A 22,243-nucleotide genomic window follows, 5' to 3' on the forward strand; every position below is an offset into this window, starting at 1 on the left:
AAGGCTGTTGCCCCCGCCCGGACCCTGCCCGGGCGGGGTCCGGGCGCCTCACCGGATCGGGTGGACTTTCCGTCCCGGGCCCGCCCCGGCGCCCTCCGGGCCCGCCCCGGCGCCCTCCGGGCCCGCCCCGGCGCCCTCCGGGCCCGCCCCGGCGCCCTCCGGGCCCGCCCCGGCCGCGACCCGGCCGCGACCCGGCCGCGACCCGGCCGCGACCCGGCCGCGCTCCGCCCGCGACCCGGAACCGACGCCGCGTGCTGATCCACCCCGGACGGGGGGACAGCCCTTAGGCTGGGCGCAGCGCGTGCCGGCCGCGTCGCGCGCGACCGCGCAACCGACTGCCCGGGGGCCCGATGAAGATCCTCATCTCCGCCGACATGGAAGGCGCCACCGGCGTCACCTGGCCCGCGGACGTGCTGCCCGGCACGCCCCAGTGGGAGCGCTGCCGCGGGATGTTCACCTCCGACGTCAATGCCGCCGTGCTCGGCTTCTACGACGGCGGCGCCGACCAGGTCGTCGTCAACGAGGCCCACTGGACCATGCGCAATCTGCTGCTGGAGCGCCTCGACGCCCGCGCGGAGATGCTCACCGGCCGCCACAAGTCCCTCTCCATGGTCGAGGGCGTCCAGCGCGGAGACGTCGACGGCATCGCCTTCGTCGGCTACCACACGGGCGCGGGATCCGAGGGCGTGCTCGCCCACACCTACCTCGCCAACTCCATCACCGGGGTCTGGCTCAACGGGACCCGTGCGAGCGAGGGACTGCTCAACGCCCACGTCGTCGCGGAGTACGGCGTCCCGGTCATCCTGGTCACGGGCGACGACCTGACCTGCGTGGACGCCGCCGGCTACGCCCCCGAAGCGGTGACCGTCGCGGTCAAGGACCACGTCTCGCGCTACGCCGCCGTCTGCCGGACCCCGGCCCGCACCGCCGCCGACATCCGGACCGCGGCCAAGGAGGCCACCGCCCTCGCCGGCCGGCGCGAGCCCGTGCCCGGCGGCGGCCCGTACACCGTGGAGCTGGAGTTCGACGCCGAGCACTTGGCCATGTCCGCCACCGTGGTTCCGGGGGTGCAGCGCAGTGGGGAGCGCAGGGTCGCGTACACCAGCGAGACGATGTACGAGGGGATCCGCGCCTTCAAGGCGGTCACGACGGTCGTCTCGGCGGCCGTGGAGGAGCAGTATGGCTGACATGCGCGCAATCGACACCGGGGTTCCCGTCGAAGCCGGCGACACCGTGGACGCCGTGGACGCCGTGGACGCGGTGGACGCGGTGGCCCTCGACGAGGCCGTCGGGTTCACCTCGGACCTCATCAGGATCGACACCACCAACCGGGGCGGTGGTGACTGCCGCGAGCGGCCCGCCGCCGAATACGTCGCCGAACGGCTCGCCGCCGCCGGTCTGGAGCCGCTCCTGCTGGAGCGCACCCCGGGCCGCACCAACGTGGTCGCCCGGATCGAGGGCACCGACCCGGCCGCGGACGCGCTCCTCGTCCACGGCCACCTCGACGTGGTCCCCGCCGAGGCCGCCGACTGGAGCACGGACCCCTTCTCCGGCGAGGTCCGGGACGGTGTCGTCTGGGGCCGCGGCGCCGTCGACATGAAGAACATGGACGCGATGGTGCTGGCCGTCGTACGGGCCTGGGCGCGCGCGGGAGTGCGCCCGCGCCGGGACATCGTGATCGCCTACACCGCCGACGAGGAGGACAGTGCCGTCGACGGCTCCGGCTTCCTCGCCGACCACCATCCGGAACTCTTCGAAGGCTGCACGGAGGGCCTGAGCGAGTCCGGCGCCTTCACCGTCCACACCGGCCCCGGCCGGGCCCTCTACCCGATCGCCGCCGGTGAACGCGGCACCGCCTGGCTCAAGTTGACGGCGCACGGCACCACCGGCCACGGCTCCAAGCCCAACAGGGCCAACGCCGTCAGCCGGCTCGCCGCCGCGGTCGCCCGGATCGGCGCGTACGAGTGGCCGGTCCGGCTCACCGACACGGTCACCGCCTGCATCACCGAACTCGCTTCCCTCCAGGGCCTGTCGGTCGACCCGCGGCGCCCCGGATTCGACCTCGATGCGGTCCTCGGAAAGCTGGGCCCGGCCGGAGCCCTCGTCGAGGCCACCGTCCGCAACAGCGCCAACCCGACGATGCTCAGCGCCGGTTACAAGCTGAACGTGATCCCGGGCCAGGCCACCGCCTTCGTCGACGGCCGCATGCTGCCCGGCGGCGAGGCCGAGTTCATCGCCACCCTCGACGCGCTCACCGGCCCCGACGTCACGTGGGAGTTCCACCACCGGGAGGTCGCGCTCGAAGCCCCCGTGGACGGGCGGACGTACGCCGTCCTGCGCGAGTCCGTCGAGCGGTTCGATCCGGACGGGCACGTGGTGCCCTTCTGTATGGCGGGCGGCACCGACGCCAAGCAGTTCTCCCGCCTCGGCATCACCGGCTACGGCTTCTCCCCGCTGAAGCTGCCCCCCGGCTTCGACTACTGGTCCCTCTTCCACGGAGTGGACGAGCGGGTCCCCGTCGAGGCCCTCCACTTCGGCGTCCGCGTCCTCGACCGCGCGCTGCGGACCCTGTGAGCGGGGCCCGGTGATGGCCGCCCTGCAGACCTGCCCGTACGGGAGCTGGCCCTCGCCGATCGACGCCGGCCTCGCGGCCTCGCTCGACGGACGCCCCGAATACCTCGGTACGGTCGGCCCCGAGGTGTGGTGGACCGAGCCCCGGCCGCAGGAGGCCGGCCGCCGCACCCTCGTACGCCGCCGCCCCGCCGGCGCCGGGACCGAGGTCAGCGAGCTGCCCGCGCCGTGGAACGTGCGCAGCCGGCTGACCGAGTACGGCGGCCTGCCCTGGGCGGGGGCCGAGCGGGCGAGCGGCGGACCCCTGCTGGTCTTCGTCCACTTCGCCGATCAGCGGCTGTACGCCTACGAGCCGGACGCGCCCGGAGCCCCCGAACCGCGGCCCCTCACCCCCGTGTCCGCGACGGGCGGCGGGCTGCGCTGGGCCGACCCGGTGCTGCGCGGCGACGAAGTGTGGTGCGTGCTGGAGGAGTTCACCGGATCCGCGCCGACCGATGTGCGCCGGGTGCTGGCCGCCGTGCCGCTGGACGGGTCGGCGGCCGCGGACCGGACGGCCGTACGGGAGCTCACCGACGACCGCCACCGCTTCACCACGGGCCCCCGGCTCTCCCCGGACGGGCGGCGGGCGGCCTGGCTGGTGTGGGACCACCCGCTGATGCCCTGGGACGGCACCGAGCTGCAGCTCGCCGAGGTCACCGCGGACGGGGGACTGGCCGGGGCCCGGACCGTCCTCGGCGGCCCCGACGAGTCCGTCGCCCAGGTGGAGTGGACGACCGACGGAGCCCTCCTCGCGGTCAGCGACCGCGGCGGCTGGTGGAACCCGTACCGGGTGGATCCGGACACGGGGTGGGCCGTCAACCTGTGCCTGCGGGAAGAGGAGTTCGGGGGAGCCCTGTGGAAGCCCGGGCTGCGCTGGATCGCCCCGCTCCCCGACGGGCTCGTCGCCGTGCTGCACGGCCAGGGCTCCTCGGTGCTCGGCATCCTGGACCCGGAGAGCGGCGACCTGGTGGACGCGGCCGGGCCGTGGACGGCGTGGCAGCCGACGCTCGCCGTGCAGGGCAGCCGGGTCTACGGGGTCGCCGCCAGCCCGCGCAGCGCCTACGAAGTGGTCGAGCTGGACACCGCCAGCGGGCACGCCCGGGTCGTCGGCGCGCAGGGCGCGGACCCGGTGGACCCGGCCTACTACCCCGAGCCGCAGAGCCGCACCTTCCTCGGCCCGGACGACCGGCAGATCCACGCGCACGTCTACCCGCCGCACCACCCGGCCTGCCGGGCCGCCGCCGACGAACTGCCCCCGTACGTGGTGTGGGCGCACGGCGGGCCCACCGACCATGTGCCGCCCGTACTCGACCTGCACATCGCCTACTTCACCTCGCGCGGGATCGGCGTGGTCGAGGTGAACTACGGCGGCTCCACCGGCTACGGCCGCGCCTACCGGGAGCGGCTGCGCGAACAGTGGGGCGTGGTGGACGTGGAGGACTGCGCGGCGGTGGCCCGGGCGCTGGCCGCCGAGGGCACCGCCGATCCCGCCCGGCTCGCCATCCGCGGCGGCAGCGCGGGAGGCTGGACGGCGGCGGCGTCGCTGGCCTCGACCGACCTGTACGCCTGCGCGGCGATCATCTACCCGGTGCTGGACCTGCTGGGCTTCGCCGAGGAGACCCACGACCTGGAATCCCGCTACATCGACGGCCTGGCCGGGCCGCCGCAGACCCTCGCCGTCGTGAGCCGCGAGCGCTCGCCGGTGGCCAACGCCGACCGGATCACGGCTCCGTTCGTCCTGCTCCAGGGGCTGGACGACGCGGTCTGCCCGCCGGCCCAGGCGGAGCGGCTGACGGCCGCGATGCGGGGCCGGCCGGTGCCGCACGCCTACCTGGCCTTCGAGGGCGAGGGCCACGGCTTCCGCCGCGCCGACACCATGGTCCGGGCGCTGGAGGCCGAACTGTCGCTGTACGCGCAGGTCTTCGGGATCGAACGCACCGACGTCCCCAGGGTCCCCCTGGAGGCCTCTTCGTGAATCTCAGACCATGACGAGCAGGCGCGTGTTCGCCTTCAGCTTCCTGTTCACCGAAAGGCTCTGCACGTAGACCTCCAATTCGGGGTTGTGGCCCGCCTTCACGGAGACGGTCCCCCGGATACCGGCGCCGAAAAGGAGGCTGCGCGCCGCGTCGCCCGTGTAGGCCCGGTCGGTGTTCTTCTCGACGACGACGACCTCCTTGTCGGGCTGCACCTGGACCCGGCTTCCCAACTGGTAATAACAGGAGCCGCGTTCATACGTCACATCGGGGTGGGAATCGACGAAGGAGCGGATTGCCGTGTCCGCGTCGACCTCCAGCAGCCGGTATTTGTCGGCCGCGATCGGTTCGAGCTGGGCGCGTACGTCGTCGACGGAAACGTCCTGGCCGACCGCGAAGAGGTTCTTCGTACCGCGCACGCCCTTCTCGCGGCCGCGCAGGAAACTGGTGGCGGCGGCGCGGACGGTGCCGATGGCCTCCTTGACGCCCTCCTGGGAGTCCGCGTCCCAGATGGCGATGTTCCCCGCCGGGAAGCCGTAGTTCTGGGCGGTCCGCTTCGCCAGGGAGTTCGGGACGAGGATCGCGGAGGTCCAGTGGCCCGGGAGCGAGCCCATCTTCGTGGTGATCCGGTCGAGCCAGGGGCCGAGGACGGCCATGTCGCCGTCGTGCCGCCGGTCGCCGCCGGAGGCGTTCTCCTCGCCGTCCGTCACCACGATCTGGAGGAAACTGTGCTCACCGTATTCCTCCCAGATGTGGCCCAGGTCGTCCAGGGATTTCAGGGAGGCCTCGATGAGGGCGGTCGCTCCGTTCCTCACCTTGTAGAGGCCCCGCATGGACGGCAGGTGCTTCACGTCCATGTCCCAGACCAGATTCTCCACCCTGTGGTCGAAGGCGTAGAGGCTGATCCGCGTCTCATGGCCGAGGTTGTCCGACTCGGCCTTCAGCCCCGAAACGAACTCATCCACGACACGGATGAGTTGATTCTGGTGCTGATGCATGGAACCCGAACAGTCCACTACCAGCGCGACATGATTCACCTTGTGCTGGATCCTGTTTGCGGACATGATTGCGCCCCTTTTCCGAAGCTCCCCGAGTGATGACTCCACACTAGGGGGAGGCACTGACAACGGAGCCTGACGGGAAATCACGGGGTCGTGAGGGCGGCCGTCACGCGGTCCCCCGTCACGGGCGAACAGGTGGGAGACGCCGACCGCGCCGCCGCCGGTGCGCGGGGGCGGCCCCGGCGACGATCCGGCCCGGGCGCGGCCCGCGAGGTCGAACGCCCTAGCCTGGGCGGATGACCGCTTCGATCTACGTCCGGGAGGGCGAGCGCGTCGGCCTGCGGCCCTACCGGCTCGCCGACGGGACCGAGTTCACCGCGCGCGTCCGCGAGAGCCGGGACCTCCACCGCCCCTGGCTGTTCCCGCCCGCCACCGTCGAGGAGTACGAGCCCTACGCGACCCGGCTGGCCGAGGGCGACGCCCGCGCCGGGTACCTCGTGTGCGAGCTGGGTACGGGCGCCCTGGCCGGATTCGTCAACGTCAACAACATCGTGCGGGGCGCCTTCCGGTGCGGGGCCCTCGGCTACGGGGCCTTCGCGCACGCGGCCGGCCGCGGGCTCCTGCGCGAAGCCCTGGACCTGGTCCTCGACCACGCCTTCGCCCCCGCCGGGAAGGGCCTCGGCCTGCACCGGCTGGAGGCCAACGTCCAGCCCGGCAACACCGCCTCGATCGCACTGGTCCGGGGCGCCGGCTTCCGGCTGGAGGGCCTCTCCCCCGACTTCCTGTACGTCGACGGCGCCTGGCGCGACCACGAGCGCTGGGCCGTCACCGCCGGGATGCCGCGCGCACGCTGAGGCCCCTGCGGGGCCCGGCTCCGCGGGAGGGATCCGCCGACCGTACGGGCCGGGTCCGGCGTCCGTACGGGCCGGGTCCGGCGTCGTCGCGGATCCGGCCGCGAGGATTCCCTCCGCCGCGGCGCCGCATCGCGCAGGATGAGGGGATGCGCACCCTCGTACTGCTCGATGCCCCGTCCAACCTGGGTCTGCGGCCGCCCGCGCCCGGGACCGTCCCCGGTGTCTACAAGCTCGCGGGCGCCCTGCGCGAGCAGGGCCTGCTCGCCAGGCTCGGGGCGCGCGAGGGCGGTGTCGTGGTCCCGCCCCGCTACGACCGCGGCGACTGGAAGGAGGGGGACGGCGTCTTCAACGCCGACGCCCTCGCCGCGTACACCGTCGCCCTCGCCGACCGGATCGAACGGCACCTGAAGGCCGGCGAGTTCCCCGTCGTCCTCGGCGGGGACTGCTCCATCCAGCTCGGTGCCTCCCTCGCCATGCGCCGGACCGGCCGCTACGGCCTGGCCGCCGTCGACGGTTCCGCCGACTTCCGCCACCCGGGCAACACCGCCGTCAACGGGCCCGTCGGGGCCGCGGGCGGCGAGGAGCTGGCCCTGGCCACCGGCCGCGGGCAGCCCTCGCTCAGCGACCTGGAGGGGCTCGCGCCCTACCTGCGGGACGAGGACGTCCGGCTGTTCGGGATCCGCGACGGGGACGCGGACCTCCTTGAGCTGGCGGAGGCCGGGATCTTCACCGCGACCGTCGGCGAGATCCGCCGCCGGGGCGCGGCGGCCGTCGCCCGCTCCGGGCTGGACGGCCTGCACCCGCCGGTGACCGACGGGTTCTGGGTGCACCTGGACGCCGACGTGCTCGACCCGGAGGTGATGCCCGCCGTGGACAGCCCCGACCCCGGGGGCCTGCTGCCGCAGGAGGTCGCCGAACTGCTCGGCGTACTGGTCGGGTCACCGCGCTGCGTCGGACTGAACGTCACCATCTACGACCCGGACCTCGACCCGGACGGCCGTGCGGGCGCGCTCCTCGCGGATCTGGTGGCGGGGGCCTTTGCGTAATCCTGACCGGTGGTGATCCGCGGAACCCCTGTGCACCGGACGCCGTGGCGTGTTCCATTTCCCCATGGCCACCACCGTCCGACGCGCCGTACTGACCCTCCCCGCAGCCCCGTTGGGCTCCGACAACCCGTTGCCCGCCCTGCGCGCTCCCGACGGCGTGCACGACGTGGACGAGCGCTCGCGCGACGGCCTCCCGCGCGACATGGCCCGGCAGATCGGCTACGAGCCGCTGCGCTCGCTGCTGCCCGTGCGGATCCGCGACGGCTACCGGCGGGAGCGCGCGGAGCGCGAGTTCGAGGCCGTCGTCATCGAGAACGAGCACCTGCGGGTCACCGTGCTGCCGGGCCTGGGCGGGCGCGTCCACTCGCTCGTCCACCTGCCCACCGGGCGCGAACTGCTCTACCGCAACCCGGTGTTTCAGCCCGCCAACTTCGCGCTCAACGGTGCCTGGTTCTCCGGCGGCATCGAGTGGAACACCGGCGCGACCGGCCACACCACCCTGTCCTGCGCCCCGCTGCACGCCGCCCTGGTCCCCGCCCCGGACGGCGGCGTGATGGTCCGGCTGTGGGAGTGGGAGCGGCTGCGCGACCTGCCGTTCCAGGTGGACCTGTGGCTGCCCGCGGACTCGCGGTTCCTGTACGTCGGCGTCCGCGTGCGCAACCCGCACGAGCGGCCCGCGCCCGTGTACTGGTGGTCCAACATCGCCGTCCCCGAGGACCCGGGCAGCCGGGTCCTGGCCCCGGCCGACGAGGCCTGGCACTTCGGGTACGAGCGCTCGCTGCGCCGCATCCCGGTGCCGGAGTGGGAGTCCGCCGACCGCACGTACCCGCTGCGCAGCGAGTATCCGGCCGACTTCTTCTACGAGGTCCCGGACGGAGCCCGGCCCTGGATCGCCTCCCTGGACGCCGACGGGCGGGGCCTGGTGCAGACCTCCACCGGACGGCTGCGCGGCCGCAAGCTGTTCGTGTGGGGCGCGGGCGGCGGCGGCCGACGCTGGCAGGAGTGGCTGACCGAGCCGGGCACGGGCGGCTATGCGGAGATCCAGGCCGGGCTGGCCCGGACCCAGCTGGAGCACGTACGGCTGGAGGGCGGGGCGGAGTTCAGCTGGCTGGAGGCGTACGGGCCGCTGTCCGCGGAGCCCTCGGCGGTGCACGGCGCGGACTGGGCGGCGGCCCGCTGCGCGGCGCAGGACGCGCTGGAAGCCGTGCTGCCGCGGGAGGACGTGGACGCGGCGTACGAGGCGTGGCGCGCCGGCGCCGACACCGAACCGGGGGAGCGGCTCGCGGTCGGCTCGGGCTGGGGAGCGCTGGAGGTGCTGTGCGCGGGCCACCGGCTGCCGGGCACGCCCTTCGAGGAGTCCACGCTGGGCGAGGAGCAGGAGCCGTGGCTGGAGCTGTGGCGCACCGGCGTCCTGCCCGCCCCGCGCCGGGTGGTTCCGCCGGGGCCGAGCCTGGTCGCCGCGCACTGGCGGGACATGCTGGAGACGGCTCCCGCCGATCCCCTGACGGAGTACCACCTGGGGGTGGCACAGTGGCACGCGGGCGACACCGCCCAGGCGGTACGGAGCTGGGAGCGCGGCCTGGCGCTGGCCCCGTCGCAGTGGCCCCTGCTGCGCTGTCTCGCGGTGGCGGACGCGCTGGCCGGCGACGTGGGGCGGGCCGCGGACGGATTCGCGGCGGCCTTCGAGGACCTGCTGGTGGAGAGCCGCGGGGGCGAGCCGTGGACGGCCGCGGAGTCGGCCCTCGGCCAGGAGGCGATGGCCGCGCTCCTGACGGCGGGCCGGCTGCCCCAGGCGCGGGCCGTCTGGGACCGGCTCCGGCCGGCCCTGCGCGAACAGGGCCGCTTCCGGCTGCTGGCGGCCCGGCTGCTCGCGGCGGAGGGCCACGTGCGGGCGGCCCGCCGGGTCTTCGAGGACGGATTGGAACTGCCCGACCTGCGGGAGGGCGAGGAAACCCTGTCCGAGGCCTGGTCCGTCCTCACGGACTGCCCGCTGCCCGCCCGCTACGACTTCCGCATGCGGCCGCCTACCCCTTGATCCCGTCGAGGCAGAGCACGTACTGCTTGCCGGACCGGTGCCGGTTCCTGTCGAGTTCCTCGTTGAAGGCGACGTCCGTCAGGCCCTGGCACCGGGAGGTGTCCATCGTGTCGGGCAACACCCGGACCACCTTGAAGCTCGCGTCCTCGCTCCCGCACCCGACCACCCGCAGGTCCGGGAAGATGGTGTTCCCCTCGTTGGCGAGGCAGTCGCCGACTTCGGCCCGGTCGACATCGTCGCGACCGGCGAACCAGCTCACCGCGCCGACGCCGAGGGCGATCGCGACATCGGCGATCACGACGATCTTCGCGATGCCCGCCTTCCGGCTCCGGGACGGTGGCGCTGGCAGGGCGGACGGCTGCGGTGGGTTCATGGGGTGGTCTCCCGGGATGCGCGCGGGTGTGCGCGGGTGTGCGGCGCGTGTTGACGTGCGCACGCTATAGCACCCGGTGACGCCCTCTGCCGGTGAGGCCGGCGGGGGTCAGGCCCGGCACAGGATCTCGGCGTTCAGGACCGAGAACCAGGCGTCCGGGTCGGCGCCCCAGGTGCGCCAGGCGTCCGCGGCGGCCTCCAGGTCGCCGGTCGTCGCATGGCCGCCCCGGACGGCGATGCCGGCGTAGGAGGAGGCCCTCGTCCGGTCGGCCCACAAGGCTGACCACCAGGCCGTCTCCTCCGGGGTGGCGAAGCACCAGGAGGTGGCCGAGGAGGCCACGTCCGTGAAGCCGGCCTGCCGGGCCCAGGCCCGCAGCCGGCGGCCCGCGTCCGGTTCGCCGCCGTTGGCGCGGGCCACCCGCCGGTACAGGTCCAGCCATGCGTCCAGCCCCGGCGTCGCCGGGTACCAGGTCATCGCCGCGTAGTCGGCGTCGCGTGCGGCGACGACCCCGCCCGGCCGGCAGACCCGCCGCATCTCGCGCAGCGCCCGTACCGGATCACCGACGTGCTGCAGCACCTGGTGGGCGTGGACCACGTCGAAGGAGTCGTCGGGGAAGTCCAGGGCGTGCACGTCCGCGACGGCGAAGGTCACGGCGTCGTCCAGGCCGCGCTCCGCCACGTGCGCCCGGGCCTGGGCCAGGACGTCCTCGGCCGCGTCGACGGCGGTCACCCGGCCGCCCGGTGCGACCAGCTCCGCCAGGTCCGCCGTGATGGTGCCCGGGCCGCAGCCGACGTCCAGCACCGACAGACCGGGGCGCAGCTCGCCGATCAGGTAGGCGGCGGAGTTCTCGGCCGTGCGCCAGCGGTGCGAGCGCAGGACCGACTCGTGGTGGCCGTGCGTGTAGACGGCGGTCTCCTTGGCGGCGTTCGTGGCGTCCATGGCCGTACCCCTCCTCGTCGAAGCGTGGGCACCACCGTAGCGATCAGTTCGTCATTTGAGATATGTGTTTTGACATGTGGACGCCATCCTTGATTGGCAAGGGGATCGGGTGGGTCGGTGGCAGGGCCGTACGGGGGCGAGGAGAGTTGCAGCAGGGGGAAGTCACCCCCGGCGGAGGGCGGTGGGAGCCATGTCCGACACGCTGCTCGAACGGCACGCCGAAGCGCTGCGGTTCTTCGGCGAGCGGGTGCGCGCCGTGCAGGGCGACCAGTGGGCGGCGCCCACGCCGTGCACGGAGTGGACCGTGCGGGACCTGGTCAACCACGTCACCGGGGAGCAGCTCTGGATCCCGCCGCTGATCACCGAGGGCCGCACCCTCGAAGAACTGGGCGACGCCTTCTCCGGGGACGTGCTGGGCGACGACCCGGTCGCCGCGTGGGACCGGGCCTCGGGCGCCGCGCACGCCGCCTTCGCCGCGTCCGGCGCGCTGGAGCGGACCGTACGGCTCTCCTACGGGCCCGCGCTCGGGTCGGCGTACTGCTCGGAGCTGACCGCCGACTGCGTCGTGCACACCTGGGACCTCTGCCGCGGCATCGGGGCCGACGACCGGCTGCCCGACACCCTCGTCGAGTTCTCGATCAAGGAGGTCATGCCGTACGCCGACGGACTCGCGGCCAGTGGCATGTTCGCCGAGCCGGTCGAGGTTCCGGCGGGCGCGGACGCGCAGACCAGGCTGCTCGCGATGGTGGGGCGGACGGGCTGAGCCTGAGGGCCGACGGGCGGCATCCGACAGGGCATATGCGGGCGAACAATCGTATAAAGGTCAGGGTCGGGGAGTGCGGCGCGACGAACGCGGAAGGCGGACAGCGGTGGAGGGGATGCAGCGCACGGCGGCGGAGGGACGCGGCCCGGTCCGCTACGGCCCGCCCGCGCCGCAGCCCGGCCTGCCCGTGCTCTCCGAGCTGGTCTCCGTCCTCGGCGCGGCCGCCGGACGCTCCTCCCCGCAGCCCCTGGGCGGCGGGCTGTCGCTGCGCGAGGCGGCCTGCCGGTACTGGGGCCGGCGCGGACTGGCCACCACCCCGGAGCACGTGGCGGCGGGCCCCGGCGCCCCGGCGCTGCTCCTGGCGCTCCTCGGGGCGTACGGGGGCGACGTGATGCTGCCCCGGCCCTGCCCCGCATGGTGGACCCCGCAGGTCCGGCTGCTCGGGCGGCGGGCCTACCACGTGCCGACCCCGGCCGAGTGCGGCGGCGTACCCGACCCCTACGCCCTGCTGGAGACCGTCCGGCGGGTGCGCGCCGAGGGCGGCGATCCGCGGGTGCTGCTGCTGTCGGTGGCCGACGATCCGACCGCGACTGTCCCGCCGCCCGAGCTGGTGCGCGAGGCGTGCGAGGCCGCCGAGACCGCCGGGCTGTTCGTCGTCAGCGATGAGAGCTGGCGCGACACCGTCCACCGGCCCCACGACGACCTCGTCCTGAGCCCCGCCGAGATGCTGCCCGAACAGGCGGCGGTCCTCGTCGACCTGTCCGGCGCGCTGCTGCCGGCCGGCTGGCCCGCCGCCGTGGTCCGCTTCCCCGCCACCGCGCGCGGGGCCCGGCTGCGGGCCGGCACCCTCGACGTGCTCACCGCCACCGGCGCAGTGGTAGCCGGACCCGTGGCCGGCGCCGCGGCGCACGCCCTCCACGAACCCGACGCCGTCGCCGCACGCGCGTACGCGGCCGCCCGCATGCACGGCCTGGTGGCCGCCGCCGCGCACCGCGAGATCCGCGCCGCGGGGGCCCTGGCCCGACCCCCGCAGGCCGGACGCCACCTGTACGCAGACCTCACCCCGCTGCGCGCCGGACTCGCCCGGCACGGCGTCGGCGACGCCATGGAACTGGAGGACTGGCTCGGCGGCCGGCTCGGGGCGCCCACCCCCGGCGGGCAGCGGTTCGCGGACGAACTGGGCGCGCTGCGGGTCAGGTTGTCCACCGGGCCGCTGCTGGGCGCCACGCCCGAGGAGCGGCTGGCCGTGCTCAACGCCCGCGATCCGCTCGAACTGCCGCACGTGCGGAGCTCCCTGGATCTCCTCGGATCGGTCCTGACCGGGCTGGCCTGACCACGCGGGCCGCCCGGCCCGCCGCGACCCCCACCCCGCACCCGCGACCACGGTGAACGGAGACCTCCCGATGAGCGACCGGACGGACGCCGCCCCCGCACCCGCCCCGGCCGCCCCCGCCGCGGGGCCCGTACGCCGAGCCGCCACCCGGCCGGCCCCGCAACAGTCCGCCCCGCAACCGTCCGCCCCGCAACCGTCCGCCCCGCACGGGTCCGCCCCGCACGGGTCCGCCCCGCGCCCGCTCGGCGAACACCGCCGCTGGCCCCGCTCGTTCGCCGACCGGCTGACCACCCCGCTCCCCGGCGTCCGCGCCTTCGCCCGGCTCGCCCGTGAGGGCGCCTTCCGGCCCGGCCCGGAAGGGCTGCGCGGCATCCCGGACCTGCCGTACGAGCCGGGCCCACTGCCCGCGACGGCCGCCGGCGCGCTGTCCGTCACCTGGGCCGGGCACGCCAGCTGGGTCCTGCGGACCGGCGGACTGACCGTACTGACCGACCCCGTCTGGTCCCGGCGGATCCTCGGCACCCCGTCCCGGATGACGCCCGTCGGGGTGCGCTGGGAAGACCTGCCGCCGGTGGACGCGGTCGTGATCAGCCACAACCACTACGACCACCTCGACGCCCCCACCCTCAGGCGACTGCCCCGGGACACCGCCCTCTTCGTCCCTGCGGGCCTCGCGGGCTGGTTCCGGCGCCGCGGCTTCACCCGGGTCACCGACCTCGACTGGTGGGAGTCGGCCGAACTGGGCGGTGTGCGGTTCGAGTTCGTCCCCGCCCACCACTGGTCGAAGCGGTCCCTGACCGACACCTGCCGGTCCCTGTGGGGCGGCTGGATCCTCACCGACACCCTGAGCCCGGTCCCGAGGAAGGTCTACTTCGCCGGGGACACGGGCTACGGCCGGTGGTTCCGCGAGATCGGCCGCCGCCACCCCGGCATCGACCTCGCCCTGCTGCCCGTCGGCGCGTACGCCCCGCGCTGGTGGCTCGGCGACGTCCACGCCGACCCGGAGGAGGCCGTCCAGGCCTGCCTCGACCTCGGGGCCCGGAGGATGGCCCCCATGCACTGGGCCGCCTTCGTGCTCTCCGCCGAACCGGTCATGGAGCCCCTGCACCGCACCCTGGCCGCATGGGCCCGATCGGGACTGCCCCGCGAGGACCTCTGGGACCTCCCGGTCGGAGCCTCCCGCACCCTCCCGAACCCGGACGCCGTCCCGGATCCGGCCTAGTGGTGCCAGGCACGGCCGCCCGTGTTGTGGATGAAGCGCTGCAGCACTTTGAGGGTGGCCAGGTACTCCTCGTCCGAGATGCCCTCGTGCCGCTCGTCCCACAGCTGCTTCTGCAGTGCCTGCGCGCGGCCGAAGAATTCCAGGCCCTCCGGAGTGAGCGCGAGGAGGCCCTCGGCGTCCTGCGTGATCCAGCCCCGCGCGACGGTCGTGTCGATCTCTTCCGCCAGTGCCTCGTCGCCCACGGAGAGGTAGCCCCGCAGGGTCCGCGTCACCTCGTCGCGGGTCCGCGCCTCCCCGGCCCGGGCCACCTGGGCCAGGATCCACCACTGGGGTTGGGTGGTGCCGATCGAGGCGAGCGCGCCCCGGGTGCGGGTCACGACCGCGTCGTAGGCGGCCCAGCTCCAGTAGCCGATGGGCTGCTGGAGGAGTCCGGCGTCGTCGTGCGAGTACTCCATGGTGATCGACTCCCCGTAGGTCCTTCAGGTCCGTTGATCCAAAACCCTACGAACTCAAGCGCACTTGAGGTCCAGCCCCCGCGGCGGCGGGCATTGGAGTGGCCGGGGCGGGCTGCGGTGGCGTGGCTCCCGTGTCCTCGGGCGGCGGTTCCTAGGGTCGGCGGGGGTACGGCACCGGGCCGACCGTCCAGATCAGGTGGGTGAGTCGTGGAACGCAAGACGGCCGAGTCGCGAACGATCGATCCGCCGGCCCCCGCGGGCCGCCCGGCCGCCCGGCGGTGGGCCCGGCGGCTGGCCGCCGCCGCGGGGCTGCTGGCGCTGTGCGCGCTGGCGGGCGGGGTGGCCGGCGCCGCGCAGCCCGCCGGTGCGGGGTCGCCCGCCGGCCCTCCCTTGTACGTGTCCGACTACGGCAACAACCGCGTGGTCGCCCTGCCCGCGGACGGCGGCGACCAGAGCACCGTGCCCCTCGACGGCCTGGTGCGGCCGACCGGCCTGGCCTGGGACGCGGCGGGCCGGCTCTACGTCGCCGACACCGGCAACAACCGCGTGGTCGTCCTGGCTCCGGACGGCGGGGGACAGTCGGTCGTTCCCACCGCGGACCTGTCGCGTCCGCTGGGGCTCGCCGTCGACCCGGCCGGGAACCTCTTCATCGCCGACAGCTTCAACGACCGGGTCGTGAAGGTGGCCGCGGACGGGAGCGGCCAGAGCACCGTGCCCACCACCGGGCTGCTGCACCCCTGGGGGCTGGCGATCGCGCCCGACGGGGGCCTGTACGTCTCCGACTTCGTCAACGACCGGGTCGTCAAGGTCGCGGCGGGCGGGGGCGGCCAGAGCACCGTGCCCACCACCGGCCTCTCCCAGCCGACCGGGCTGGCCCTGAACGCCGCCGGCGACCTCTACATCGCGGACAGCGGCAACAACCGTGTCGTCAAGGTGCCCGCGGGCGGCGGCCCGCAGAGCACGGTGCCCACCGTCGGCCTGAACTCTCCGCTGGGCCTCGCGCTCGACGGGTCCGGCGGCCTGTACGTGGCCGACGGCTTCAACAACCGCGTCGTGCGGGTCGGGGAGAGCGGCGGCGGACAGGTCACGCTCGCCTTCACCGGCCTCAACACGCCGACGGGCCTCGCGTTCCCGCCGCAGACCGCCCGACCGGGCCACGGCCGGCCCGAGGCCCCTTAGCCGACGCTCCGCGGGGCTCCCTCCTCCGAGGTGCCGGCCTCACCCCGCGGATCTGCCGTCCTGCGGGACTCCGGTCCTGCGGGGCACCGGACGACCCGGGCCGGACGACCCTGATCCGGCCGATCCTGATCCGCCGGACCCCGCCCGGTGGTCCGGCGGCCGCTCAGGGACTCCGGCGCAGTCGGCGCCAGGCCGCCGGGCCCGTGCTGATCAGCAGCGCCAGGCCGACCGCCACGGCCACGCCCTTCCACGGCTCCGAGAAGAGCGAGCCTCCCAGGATGCCGATCAGCCCGTACGTGGCCGCCCAGGCCAGGCACGCGGGGCCGTCGCCGCGGGCGAACCGGCGCAGCGGCAGCTCGGCCAGCAGACAGGCCAGCATCACCGGGATCCGGCCCGCCGGAACCAGCCGGGAGAGCACCAGCACCGTCACCCCGTGCTCGTCCAGCCGGGTCTGCGCCTGCGCCAGCCGCTCGGGCGTGGCCCGGCCGCGCAACGCCTCCAACCACCGCGAACCGTTGCGGGACCGCACCCCGCGCTGCCCGAGCCAGTACAGCGCCAGGTCCCCGGTGAAGGCCGCCAGCGCCGACACCGCGAACACCAGCAGCACCCCGTACGGCGCCTGGTGGTGGAACGCCACCACCGCCGCCGAACTCACCAGCGCGCCGGTGGGAATCACCGGCACCAGCGCACCCAGCGCCACCAGTACGAACAGCGCCGGGTAGCCCACCGCCTGCCGGGTGGTCTCCGGCGGCGCCTGGCCGGCTCCCGCGGCCGCCGCCGCTGCCAGCGCCGTGAGGTCGCGGAGCGTCACGGCAGCCGCACCCGCTCACCGTGCCCCGGTACCCGCACGGTCACCTTGGGCGCCAGCCGCCGCGCGTGCCGCTCGAACTCCTCGCCCGGCGCGTGGAACTCGTGCGGCCGCACCGCGTCCATCCCCACCGGCCAGTACGTCCCGTAGTGGACGGGCACGGCTGCCGCCGGCGCCAGTTGTGCCAGCGCGCGCGCCGCCCGCCCGGCATCCAGGTGCCCGGGACCCAGGTACGGACCCCAGCCGCCCACCGGCAGCAGGGCGACGTCCACCGGCCCCACCTCCTCGGCCATCGTGTCGAACAGGCCGGTGTCCCCGGCGAAGTACGTCCGCGCCGCGCCCTGGACCACGTATCCGAGCGCAGGCGTCCGGTGCGGTCCGAACGGCAGCCGCCGCCCGTCGTGCCGGGCGCTGACCGCCCGGACCCGTACGCCCTCCGCCACGCGGACCTCCTCGCCCGGCGCCGTCTCCGTCACCGCCAGCCCGCGCAGCCCGGCCAGCCGGGCCAGCCCCGGGACCGCTCGCCGCGCCCCCCGCGGCACCAGGAGCCTGGTCCCGGGCGCGAGCCGCCCCAGCGACGGCAGGTGCAGATGGTCCGCGTGCAGGTGTGACACCAGCACCACGTCCGCCACCGCAGCCCCGGGCGGCGGGAGCGCCCCGCGGCGCCGCCGCAGGTGCGCGAGCCGCCGCGTGAACAACGGGTCCGTCAGCAGCCGCACCCCGGAATCCTCGACGGTGCACGTCGCATGGCCCCACCAGGTGATCTCCACCGGCATCAGGCCCTCCCTCCCTCGCCGTCCTGCCAGCCTCGGGGTGTCCTACCCATCATGCCGGGCCGGAGGCTCCCGCCACCGCCTCGGAATCCGAACCCGGCAGCCCCTCCTCTCGGGCGGCGGATCGGAGTAGGGTCCGGCGGCATGGAAGAGTTGCGCGTGGCCGCGATCACCAGCCTGGCCCCGCTCGAAGACCTGGACGAAGACCCCTTCGCCGTGGACACCCGCGGCCAGCACGCCGTGTGCGCACGCTGGGCGGCCGACCGGGGCTACGTCGTGACCAAGCAGCTGCTGGTCTACGGGATGCGCGCGGACCACTGCGGGTTCTGGTCCGAGATGGCCATCGGGCGGGTCGGCCTCTTCGTCGCCGCCAACCAGCGGGTGCTGGCCCGCGCTCTGGGCTGCGTCGAGGAGTTCACCGCGGAGTGCGAACGGCGCGGCGTGCGCCTGGAGACCGCCGGGGGCGAAGAGCCCCGGTACACCTCCGCGATGAAGGCCGAGGTGCACCGGCGGCTGTCCATGCCGACCGCGGGCTACGACGGCACCTGACCGCCGCCGCCCCGCCACCCCGTCGCCCCGCCGCGCACTCCTGTACGCCGTCCCCGTCGCCCGGCCGCGCCGCCCCCGCTGTGCGAGCCTGGAAGCGCAGGACGATCCAGGGGGTGGCACGGTGCGGCGACGACGATGGCGGACCACGGGCAACGCCCTGGTGCGGGTGGCCCTCGTCTGGGCGGTGTCCACCCTCACCATGCTCGCCCTGGCCGGGATCCTCCCGGACTTCCGGCTCCAGTCCGACGACGGCGACAGCATCACGCAGATCGGCCTCACCGCGGCCTGGGGCGCCGGCGCCTTCGGCCTGCTGAGCGCCCTCGTCTGGCCCGTGGTCGTGCGGGCCCTGCTGCTCGTGCCCGCCCTCGTGCTCGGGCTGCTCGTCTTCTTCCTGAACGGCTCGCTCCTGCTGATAGCGCTCAGACTGATCCCCGACGGGCGGGGCGAGGCCGCGCCCGAGACCGCGGTCGTCGTCGCCGCCGTGATGTCCGCGGTGGCCTCGGCGACCGCCACCGCGCTCGCGGTGCGCGACGACGAGGCCTACCGGCGCCGGCTCTACCGGCTCGCCGACCGGCGCCGCCGACGGCAGGGCCGCGGGGCCGCGCCCCGGGCCGGGGCGGCCGTGCCCGGGCTGCTGGTCCTCCAGCTCGACGGGGTCGGGTACGAGGTGCTGCGCGAGGCCTGCAACAGCGCACTGATGCCGACCGTCGCCGACTGGCTGGAGCGCGGCCACCGCGTCACGTCCTGGCGCACGGACTGGTCGAGCCAGACCGGCGCCAGCCAGCTCGGCATCCTGCACGGCTCCACCTTCGACGTGCCCGCCTTCCGCTGGTACGAGAAGGACACCCGCGAGGTGATGGTCTGCAACCGCCCCACCAGCGCCGCGGAACTCCAGCGGCGGGCCGTCGAGCGCACCGGCGACGGCGGACTGCTCACGCTCGACGGGGCCAGCCGGGGCAACCTCTTCAGCGGGGGCGCGGACCAGCTGGCGCTCGTGCTCTCGGTCTCGGCGCGGCGCGGCCGGGCCAACCGGTCCCGCTCCGGCTACTTCGCGTACTTCTCCGATCCGGCCAACGCCGTCCGCACGGCCCTGTCCTTCGTCGCCGACGCGGCCCGGGAGATCGTCCAGTCCGTGCGGGCACGGATCCGCGGCGACCGGCCCCGCGTCTCGCGCGGCGGGCTCTACCCGCTGATCCGGGCCTTCGCGACCGTGGTCGAACGGGACGTGGTCGTCGCGGCGGTGATCGGCGACATGCTCGCGGGGCGCTCCGTGGTCTACGCCGACCTCGTCGCCTACGACGAGGTCGCGCACCACTCGGGCCCGCGCGGCCGGGACACCGACCAGGTGCTGGAACGCCTCGACCGCAGCCTCGCGCTGCTCGCCCGGGTCGCCGAGCACGCGCCGCGCCCGTACCGGATCGTGCTGCTCTCCGACCACGGCCAGAGCCCGGGGGAGACCTTCCTGGCGCGGTACGGGCTGACCCTCAAGGACCTGGTGCGGGCGGGCTGCGGACTGCCCGTCTCCCGCAAGGCCGGCCGTACGCGCAGCGGGGCCGAGGCCCGCGCGGCGGTCCTCGCGGCCCTGCACCGGCCGGTGGAGGAGGGCGAGGAGGCCCGGCCGGGACCGGGTTCCGACCCGGTGGTGCTGGCTTCGGGCAACCTCGCCCTGATCTCCTTCCCGGACGTTCCCGGCAGGGCCTCCCGGGCCCGCATCGAGCACGCGCACCCGGCGCTGCTGGCGACCCTGGCGAACCACCCCGGTGTGGGCTTCCTCCTGGTGGACGGGGTGGTGCTGGGGCCGGGCGGGGCCGAGGCCCGGCTGGACGTGCCCGGTGAGGCGGAGGAACTGCTGGCCCCCTTCGGCCCGGGCGCGGCCGATGCCGTCCGCCGGACCGACGCCTTCCCGCACGTCGCCGACATCATGGTGAACTCGGCGTACGACCCGCGCACGGGCGCGGTGCACGCCTTCGAGGAGCAGATCGGCTCGCACGGCGGCCTGGGCGGGGAGCAGGGGCACCCGTTCCTGATGTGGCCCGCGGAGCTGTCGGACCCGGGGGAGGAGCTGGTCGGTGCGCAGGCCGTGCACGGCGTACTGCGACGCTGGCTCAGGGAGGCGGACGGCCCCCAGGTGCCGGTGGCCCCGCCGGGGACACGGTGGGCGGGGGAGCCCGCGCCCCGCGACGCGGGCCGGTACACGGCCGCCCCGCCGGCCCGGGCCTCGGAGGCGGTCGGCGGGGGGACCTCCCGAGGGGTGCCGCAGGATTCCCCGCCGGAGGGCCACATCGGCGGAATCCTTCCTTCCGATGGGTCGCCCGCACGGGACGAAACCCGCTGATTTGGTACGTCCCGCACGGTGGCCGACCATGTGTCGACCCGCCCACCATGTGAGACGACCCGAGGCGCACCACCGATGACCAGCACCGCAGCCCTGCCCGCCGAGGCCACCGCACCCCCCGAGCCGGGCCGCGACCCCCATGCCCGGCGCTTCGGCCTCCCCATCGCGACCTGCCTGGTCATGGGCAACATCATCGGCGGCGGGATCTTCCTCCTCCCCGCCTCGGTCGCGCCCTTCGGCACCATCAGCCTCGTCGCCTTCGCGGTGCTCACCCTCGGAGCGATCGCCCTCGCGCTCGTCTTCGGCCGCCTCGCCCGCCGGCACCCGCAGACCGGCGGACCGTACGTCTACGCCCGCGCCGCCTTCGGTGACTTCGCCGGCTTCCTCGCCGCCTGGAGCTACTGGATAACCTCCTGGGTGTCGAACGCGGCCCTCGCCGTCGCCTCCGTCGGCTACCTCTCCGTCCTCTTCCCGGCCATCGGCGAGCACAAGTGGTCCATGTGCCTGGCGGCCCTGGCCATGCAATGGCTCCCCGCGCTCGCCAACCTGGCCGGCACCCGCTATGTCGGCGCGGTCCAACTCGTCGCCACCGTGCTGAAGTTCGCCCCGCTGCTGCTGGTGGCGGTGGGCGGCCTGTTCTTCTTCGACCCCGCCAACCTCGGCCCGTTCCAGGCCACCGACCAGAGCCCGGCCGGCGCGCTCTCCGCCTCCGCGGCGATCCTCCTCTTCAGCTACCTCGGCGTGGAGTCGGCCGCCGTCAGCGCCGGCGAGGTCCGCGACCCCGCCCGCAACGTCGGCCGGGCCACGATCCTCGGCACCACCGGGGCGGCCGTCGTCTACCTGCTCGGCACCCTCTCCGTCTTCGGCCTCGTCGCCCACGAGAAGCTGGTCTCCTCCGAAGCCCCCTTCACCGACGCCGTCAACGCCATGTTCGGCGGCACCTGGGGCGGCACCCTCGTCGCCTGCGCCGCCGTCGTCTCGATGGCCGGCGCCCTCAACGGCTGGACCCTGCTCAGCGCCCAGACCCCGTACGCCGCCGCCAAGGACGGGCTCTTCCCGCGGGCCTTCGAGAAGAAGCGGCGCGGGGTCCCGGTGGTCGGCGTCGTCGTCACGACCTCCCTGGCCTCAGCCCTGACCGTCTACAACTACACGGCCGGCTCCGACGGCGTCTTCGAGATCCTGGTCCTCGTCACCACCTTCACCGCGACCGTCCCCTACCTGCTCTCCACCGCCGCGCAGATCTACTTCCTGCTCTCCGGCCAGGGTGAGCGGGTCCGGCGCGGGCGCCTGGTGCGCGACGGCGCCCTCGCCGTCCTGGCCTTCGGCTTCTCCCTGTGGCTGGTGGCCGGCTCCGGTTACGCCGCCGTCTACCAGGGCGTGCTCTTCCTCTTCGCCGGCGTCGCGGTCTATGCCGTGATGGCCGCCCGCAGGCAGCGGACAGTCACCTGACCTGCGCGGTAGCGTGGAAGGACAGGGCCTTTCAGGGGGCATGAAAGGGTCGCCATGTCCGCGATCAGAGAAAGCATCGAGATCGACCGCAGTCCCGAAGAGGTCTTCTCCTACGCGTCGGACGCCTCCCATCTGCCGGAGTGGCAGAAGAGCGCCGTGTCCGTCCGGGGCGCCGAGCACCCGGCCGTCGGCTCGCTGATCGCCGTACGGCGGCGGATCGGTCGGCGCGAGTTCCCGACGACCATGGAGCTCACCGAGTACGACCCGCCCAGGAGCTGGCACCTGCACGGCGTCGACGGCCCGGTCCGCGGTGACGTCCGGGGCGCCGTCGAGCCCCTGGGCGACGGAACGCGCTCCCGGCTGACCCTGAGCCTCGACTTCGAGGGCCACGGCATCGGCAGGGTCCTCGTACCGCTCGTCGTGAAGCCGTACGCGCGCAAGGAGATGCCGTTGAACGAGGAGAAGCTCAAGCACCTCATCGAGACCTGAGCCGGAGGGGTTCCCGGGGAAAACCGGATGCCGGGCGGTGTGTGGTGCGACCACACT

General features: G+C 74.7%; 20 protein-coding genes. 14 read left to right on the top strand and 6 right to left on the bottom strand.

From position 1 onward, the window contains the following. Positions 1-350: 350 nt before the first annotated feature. The 3 genes from E6U81_RS12095 to E6U81_RS12105 are packed head-to-tail and all read left to right on the top strand — an operon-like array spanning position 351 to position 4,585. Positions 351-1,187 carry a M55 family metallopeptidase gene (locus E6U81_RS12095; protein ID WP_136230076.1) on the top strand — a complete coding sequence of 279 codons (837 nt, stop codon included), beginning with the start codon at positions 351-353 and terminating at the stop codon, positions 1,185-1,187. Position 1,188: 1 nt separating this feature from the next. After that, the gene (locus tag E6U81_RS12100) at positions 1,189-2,574 is read left to right on the top strand and encodes a M20/M25/M40 family metallo-hydrolase (RefSeq protein ID WP_136230077.1); all 1,386 of its coding nucleotides are present in this window, start codon (positions 1,189-1,191) and stop codon (positions 2,572-2,574) included. A 13-nt stretch (positions 2,575-2,587) separates the two neighbouring features. Continuing rightward, positions 2,588-4,585 (top strand): prolyl oligopeptidase family serine peptidase, encoded by a 1,998-nt coding sequence (locus E6U81_RS12105; RefSeq protein ID WP_136230078.1) that lies wholly within the window; start codon positions 2,588-2,590, stop codon positions 4,583-4,585. A gap of 3 nt (positions 4,586-4,588) precedes the next feature. Here E6U81_RS12105 and E6U81_RS12110 read toward each other — a convergent pair whose 3' ends face one another. Beyond that, positions 4,589-5,647, bottom strand: coding sequence for a vWA domain-containing protein (locus E6U81_RS12110; protein WP_136230079.1), 1,059 nt, complete (start codon positions 5,645-5,647; stop codon positions 4,589-4,591). A gap of 233 nt (positions 5,648-5,880) precedes the next feature. On the opposite strand from E6U81_RS12110, the gene E6U81_RS12115 reads away from it, so the two are divergent. The 3 genes from E6U81_RS12115 to E6U81_RS12125 all read left to right on the top strand — a co-directional run bounded on the left by E6U81_RS12115 (position 5,881) and on the right by E6U81_RS12125 (position 9,519). Continuing rightward, complete coding sequence (locus tag E6U81_RS12115; RefSeq protein ID WP_136230080.1) at positions 5,881-6,438, top strand: GNAT family protein; 558 nt, start codon at positions 5,881-5,883, stop codon at positions 6,436-6,438. Between the two features lie 146 nt (positions 6,439-6,584). Continuing rightward, complete coding sequence (locus E6U81_RS12120) at positions 6,585-7,484, top strand: arginase family protein (protein ID WP_136230081.1); 900 nt, start codon at positions 6,585-6,587, stop codon at positions 7,482-7,484. A gap of 64 nt (positions 7,485-7,548) precedes the next feature. After that, a complete protein-coding gene (locus E6U81_RS12125) occupies positions 7,549-9,519 on the top strand; it encodes a DUF5107 domain-containing protein (RefSeq protein WP_136230082.1) in 1,971 nt (656 codons plus the stop codon). Here E6U81_RS12125 and E6U81_RS12130 read toward each other — a convergent pair. Together E6U81_RS12130 and E6U81_RS12135 are read right to left on the bottom strand one after the other, a co-directional pair. Then, positions 9,509-9,892 carry a hypothetical protein gene (locus E6U81_RS12130; protein WP_136230083.1) on the bottom strand — a complete coding sequence of 128 codons (384 nt, stop codon included), beginning with the start codon at positions 9,890-9,892 and terminating at the stop codon, positions 9,509-9,511. The genes E6U81_RS12125 and E6U81_RS12130 overlap by 11 nt on opposite strands. Positions 9,893-10,000: 108 nt before the next feature. After that, positions 10,001-10,831 (bottom strand): methyltransferase domain-containing protein, encoded by an 831-nt coding sequence (locus E6U81_RS12135; RefSeq protein WP_136230084.1) that lies wholly within the window; start codon positions 10,829-10,831, stop codon positions 10,001-10,003. A 190-nt stretch (positions 10,832-11,021) separates the two neighbouring features. Between E6U81_RS12135 and E6U81_RS12140 the strand changes: the two genes are divergently transcribed. From E6U81_RS12140 to E6U81_RS12150, 3 genes are all read left to right on the top strand, one after another. Next, positions 11,022-11,594: a TIGR03086 family metal-binding protein gene (locus tag E6U81_RS12140; RefSeq protein WP_136230085.1), complete on the top strand. Its 573-nt coding sequence runs from the start codon at positions 11,022-11,024 to the stop codon at positions 11,592-11,594. A 115-nt stretch (positions 11,595-11,709) separates the two neighbouring features. Then, positions 11,710-12,927 carry an aminotransferase class I/II-fold pyridoxal phosphate-dependent enzyme gene (locus E6U81_RS12145; RefSeq protein ID WP_136230175.1) on the top strand — a complete coding sequence of 406 codons (1,218 nt, stop codon included), beginning with the start codon at positions 11,710-11,712 and terminating at the stop codon, positions 12,925-12,927. Positions 12,928-12,997: 70 nt separating this feature from the next. Next, the gene (locus tag E6U81_RS12150) at positions 12,998-14,149 is read left to right on the top strand and encodes an MBL fold metallo-hydrolase (RefSeq protein ID WP_136230086.1); all 1,152 of its coding nucleotides are present in this window, start codon (positions 12,998-13,000) and stop codon (positions 14,147-14,149) included. On the opposite strand, the gene E6U81_RS12155 is transcribed toward E6U81_RS12150, so the two are convergent. Next, on the bottom strand, positions 14,146-14,604 hold the full coding sequence (locus E6U81_RS12155; protein WP_136230087.1) for a MarR family winged helix-turn-helix transcriptional regulator: 459 nt from the start codon (positions 14,602-14,604) through the stop codon (positions 14,146-14,148). The two genes, E6U81_RS12150 and E6U81_RS12155, sit on opposite strands and share 4 nt — an antisense overlap. A gap of 207 nt (positions 14,605-14,811) precedes the next feature. Here E6U81_RS12155 and E6U81_RS12160 point away from each other — a divergent pair, with 207 nt between their 5' ends. Further along, positions 14,812-15,783 (top strand): hypothetical protein, encoded by a 972-nt coding sequence (locus tag E6U81_RS12160; protein WP_136230088.1) that lies wholly within the window; start codon positions 14,812-14,814, stop codon positions 15,781-15,783. Positions 15,784-15,946: 163 nt separating this feature from the next. Here E6U81_RS12160 and E6U81_RS12165 read toward each other — a convergent pair whose 3' ends face one another. Next, a complete protein-coding gene (locus E6U81_RS12165; RefSeq protein WP_136230176.1) occupies positions 15,947-16,570 on the bottom strand; it encodes a VTT domain-containing protein in 624 nt (207 codons plus the stop codon). Positions 16,571-16,590: 20 nt separating this feature from the next. Next, positions 16,591-17,367, bottom strand: coding sequence for an MBL fold metallo-hydrolase (locus E6U81_RS12170; RefSeq protein ID WP_136230089.1), 777 nt, complete (start codon positions 17,365-17,367; stop codon positions 16,591-16,593). A 141-nt stretch (positions 17,368-17,508) separates the two neighbouring features. Between E6U81_RS12170 and E6U81_RS12175 the strand changes: the two genes are divergently transcribed. The 4 genes from E6U81_RS12175 to E6U81_RS12190 all read left to right on the top strand — a co-directional run bounded on the left by E6U81_RS12175 (position 17,509) and on the right by E6U81_RS12190 (position 22,186). Beyond that, positions 17,509-17,913, top strand: a complete 405-nt coding sequence (locus tag E6U81_RS12175) for a hypothetical protein (protein WP_136230090.1) — start codon at positions 17,509-17,511, stop codon at positions 17,911-17,913. Positions 17,914-18,034: 121 nt separating this feature from the next. Next, positions 18,035-20,248 (top strand): phage holin family protein, encoded by a 2,214-nt coding sequence (locus tag E6U81_RS12180; protein ID WP_136230091.1) that lies wholly within the window; start codon positions 18,035-18,037, stop codon positions 20,246-20,248. Between the two features lie 75 nt (positions 20,249-20,323). After that, positions 20,324-21,697 carry an amino acid permease gene (locus E6U81_RS12185; protein WP_136230092.1) on the top strand — a complete coding sequence of 458 codons (1,374 nt, stop codon included), beginning with the start codon at positions 20,324-20,326 and terminating at the stop codon, positions 21,695-21,697. 54 nt (positions 21,698-21,751) lie between these two features. Then, on the top strand, positions 21,752-22,186 hold the full coding sequence (locus E6U81_RS12190) for an SRPBCC family protein (RefSeq protein WP_136230093.1): 435 nt from the start codon (positions 21,752-21,754) through the stop codon (positions 22,184-22,186). Positions 22,187-22,243 lie beyond the last annotated feature (57 nt).

It is taken from the genome of Streptomyces sp. A0592 (genome assembly GCF_004795115.1).
Classification (GTDB): domain Bacteria; phylum Actinomycetota; class Actinomycetes; order Streptomycetales; family Streptomycetaceae; genus Streptomyces; species Streptomyces erythrochromogenes.

Coding starts and splice junctions, on each gene's coding strand:
- E6U81_RS12185 (WP_136230092.1), top strand. CDS start 20,324: ATGACCAGCACCGCAGCCCTGCCCGCCGAGGCCACCGCACCCCCCGAG.
- E6U81_RS12120 (WP_136230081.1), top strand. CDS start 6,585: ATGCGCACCCTCGTACTGCTCGATGCCCCGTCCAACCTGGGTCTGCGG.
- E6U81_RS12095 (WP_136230076.1), top strand. CDS start 351: ATGAAGATCCTCATCTCCGCCGACATGGAAGGCGCCACCGGCGTCACC.
- E6U81_RS12105 (WP_136230078.1), top strand. CDS start 2,588: ATGGCCGCCCTGCAGACCTGCCCGTACGGGAGCTGGCCCTCGCCGATC.
- E6U81_RS12130 (WP_136230083.1), bottom strand. CDS start 9,892: ATGAACCCACCGCAGCCGTCCGCCCTGCCAGCGCCACCGTCCCGGAGC.
- E6U81_RS12125 (WP_136230082.1), top strand. CDS start 7,549: ATGGCCACCACCGTCCGACGCGCCGTACTGACCCTCCCCGCAGCCCCG.
- E6U81_RS12100 (WP_136230077.1), top strand. CDS start 1,189: ATGCGCGCAATCGACACCGGGGTTCCCGTCGAAGCCGGCGACACCGTG.
- E6U81_RS12150 (WP_136230086.1), top strand. CDS start 12,998: ATGAGCGACCGGACGGACGCCGCCCCCGCACCCGCCCCGGCCGCCCCC.
- E6U81_RS12145 (WP_136230175.1), top strand. CDS start 11,710: ATGCAGCGCACGGCGGCGGAGGGACGCGGCCCGGTCCGCTACGGCCCG.
- E6U81_RS12135 (WP_136230084.1), bottom strand. CDS start 10,831: ATGGACGCCACGAACGCCGCCAAGGAGACCGCCGTCTACACGCACGGC.
- E6U81_RS12140 (WP_136230085.1), top strand. CDS start 11,022: ATGTCCGACACGCTGCTCGAACGGCACGCCGAAGCGCTGCGGTTCTTC.
- E6U81_RS12110 (WP_136230079.1), bottom strand. CDS start 5,647: ATGTCCGCAAACAGGATCCAGCACAAGGTGAATCATGTCGCGCTGGTA.
- E6U81_RS12190 (WP_136230093.1), top strand. CDS start 21,752: ATGTCCGCGATCAGAGAAAGCATCGAGATCGACCGCAGTCCCGAAGAG.
- E6U81_RS12175 (WP_136230090.1), top strand. CDS start 17,509: ATGGAAGAGTTGCGCGTGGCCGCGATCACCAGCCTGGCCCCGCTCGAA.
- E6U81_RS12155 (WP_136230087.1), bottom strand. CDS start 14,604: ATGGAGTACTCGCACGACGACGCCGGACTCCTCCAGCAGCCCATCGGC.
- E6U81_RS12115 (WP_136230080.1), top strand. CDS start 5,881: ATGACCGCTTCGATCTACGTCCGGGAGGGCGAGCGCGTCGGCCTGCGG.
- E6U81_RS12170 (WP_136230089.1), bottom strand. CDS start 17,367: ATGCCGGTGGAGATCACCTGGTGGGGCCATGCGACGTGCACCGTCGAG.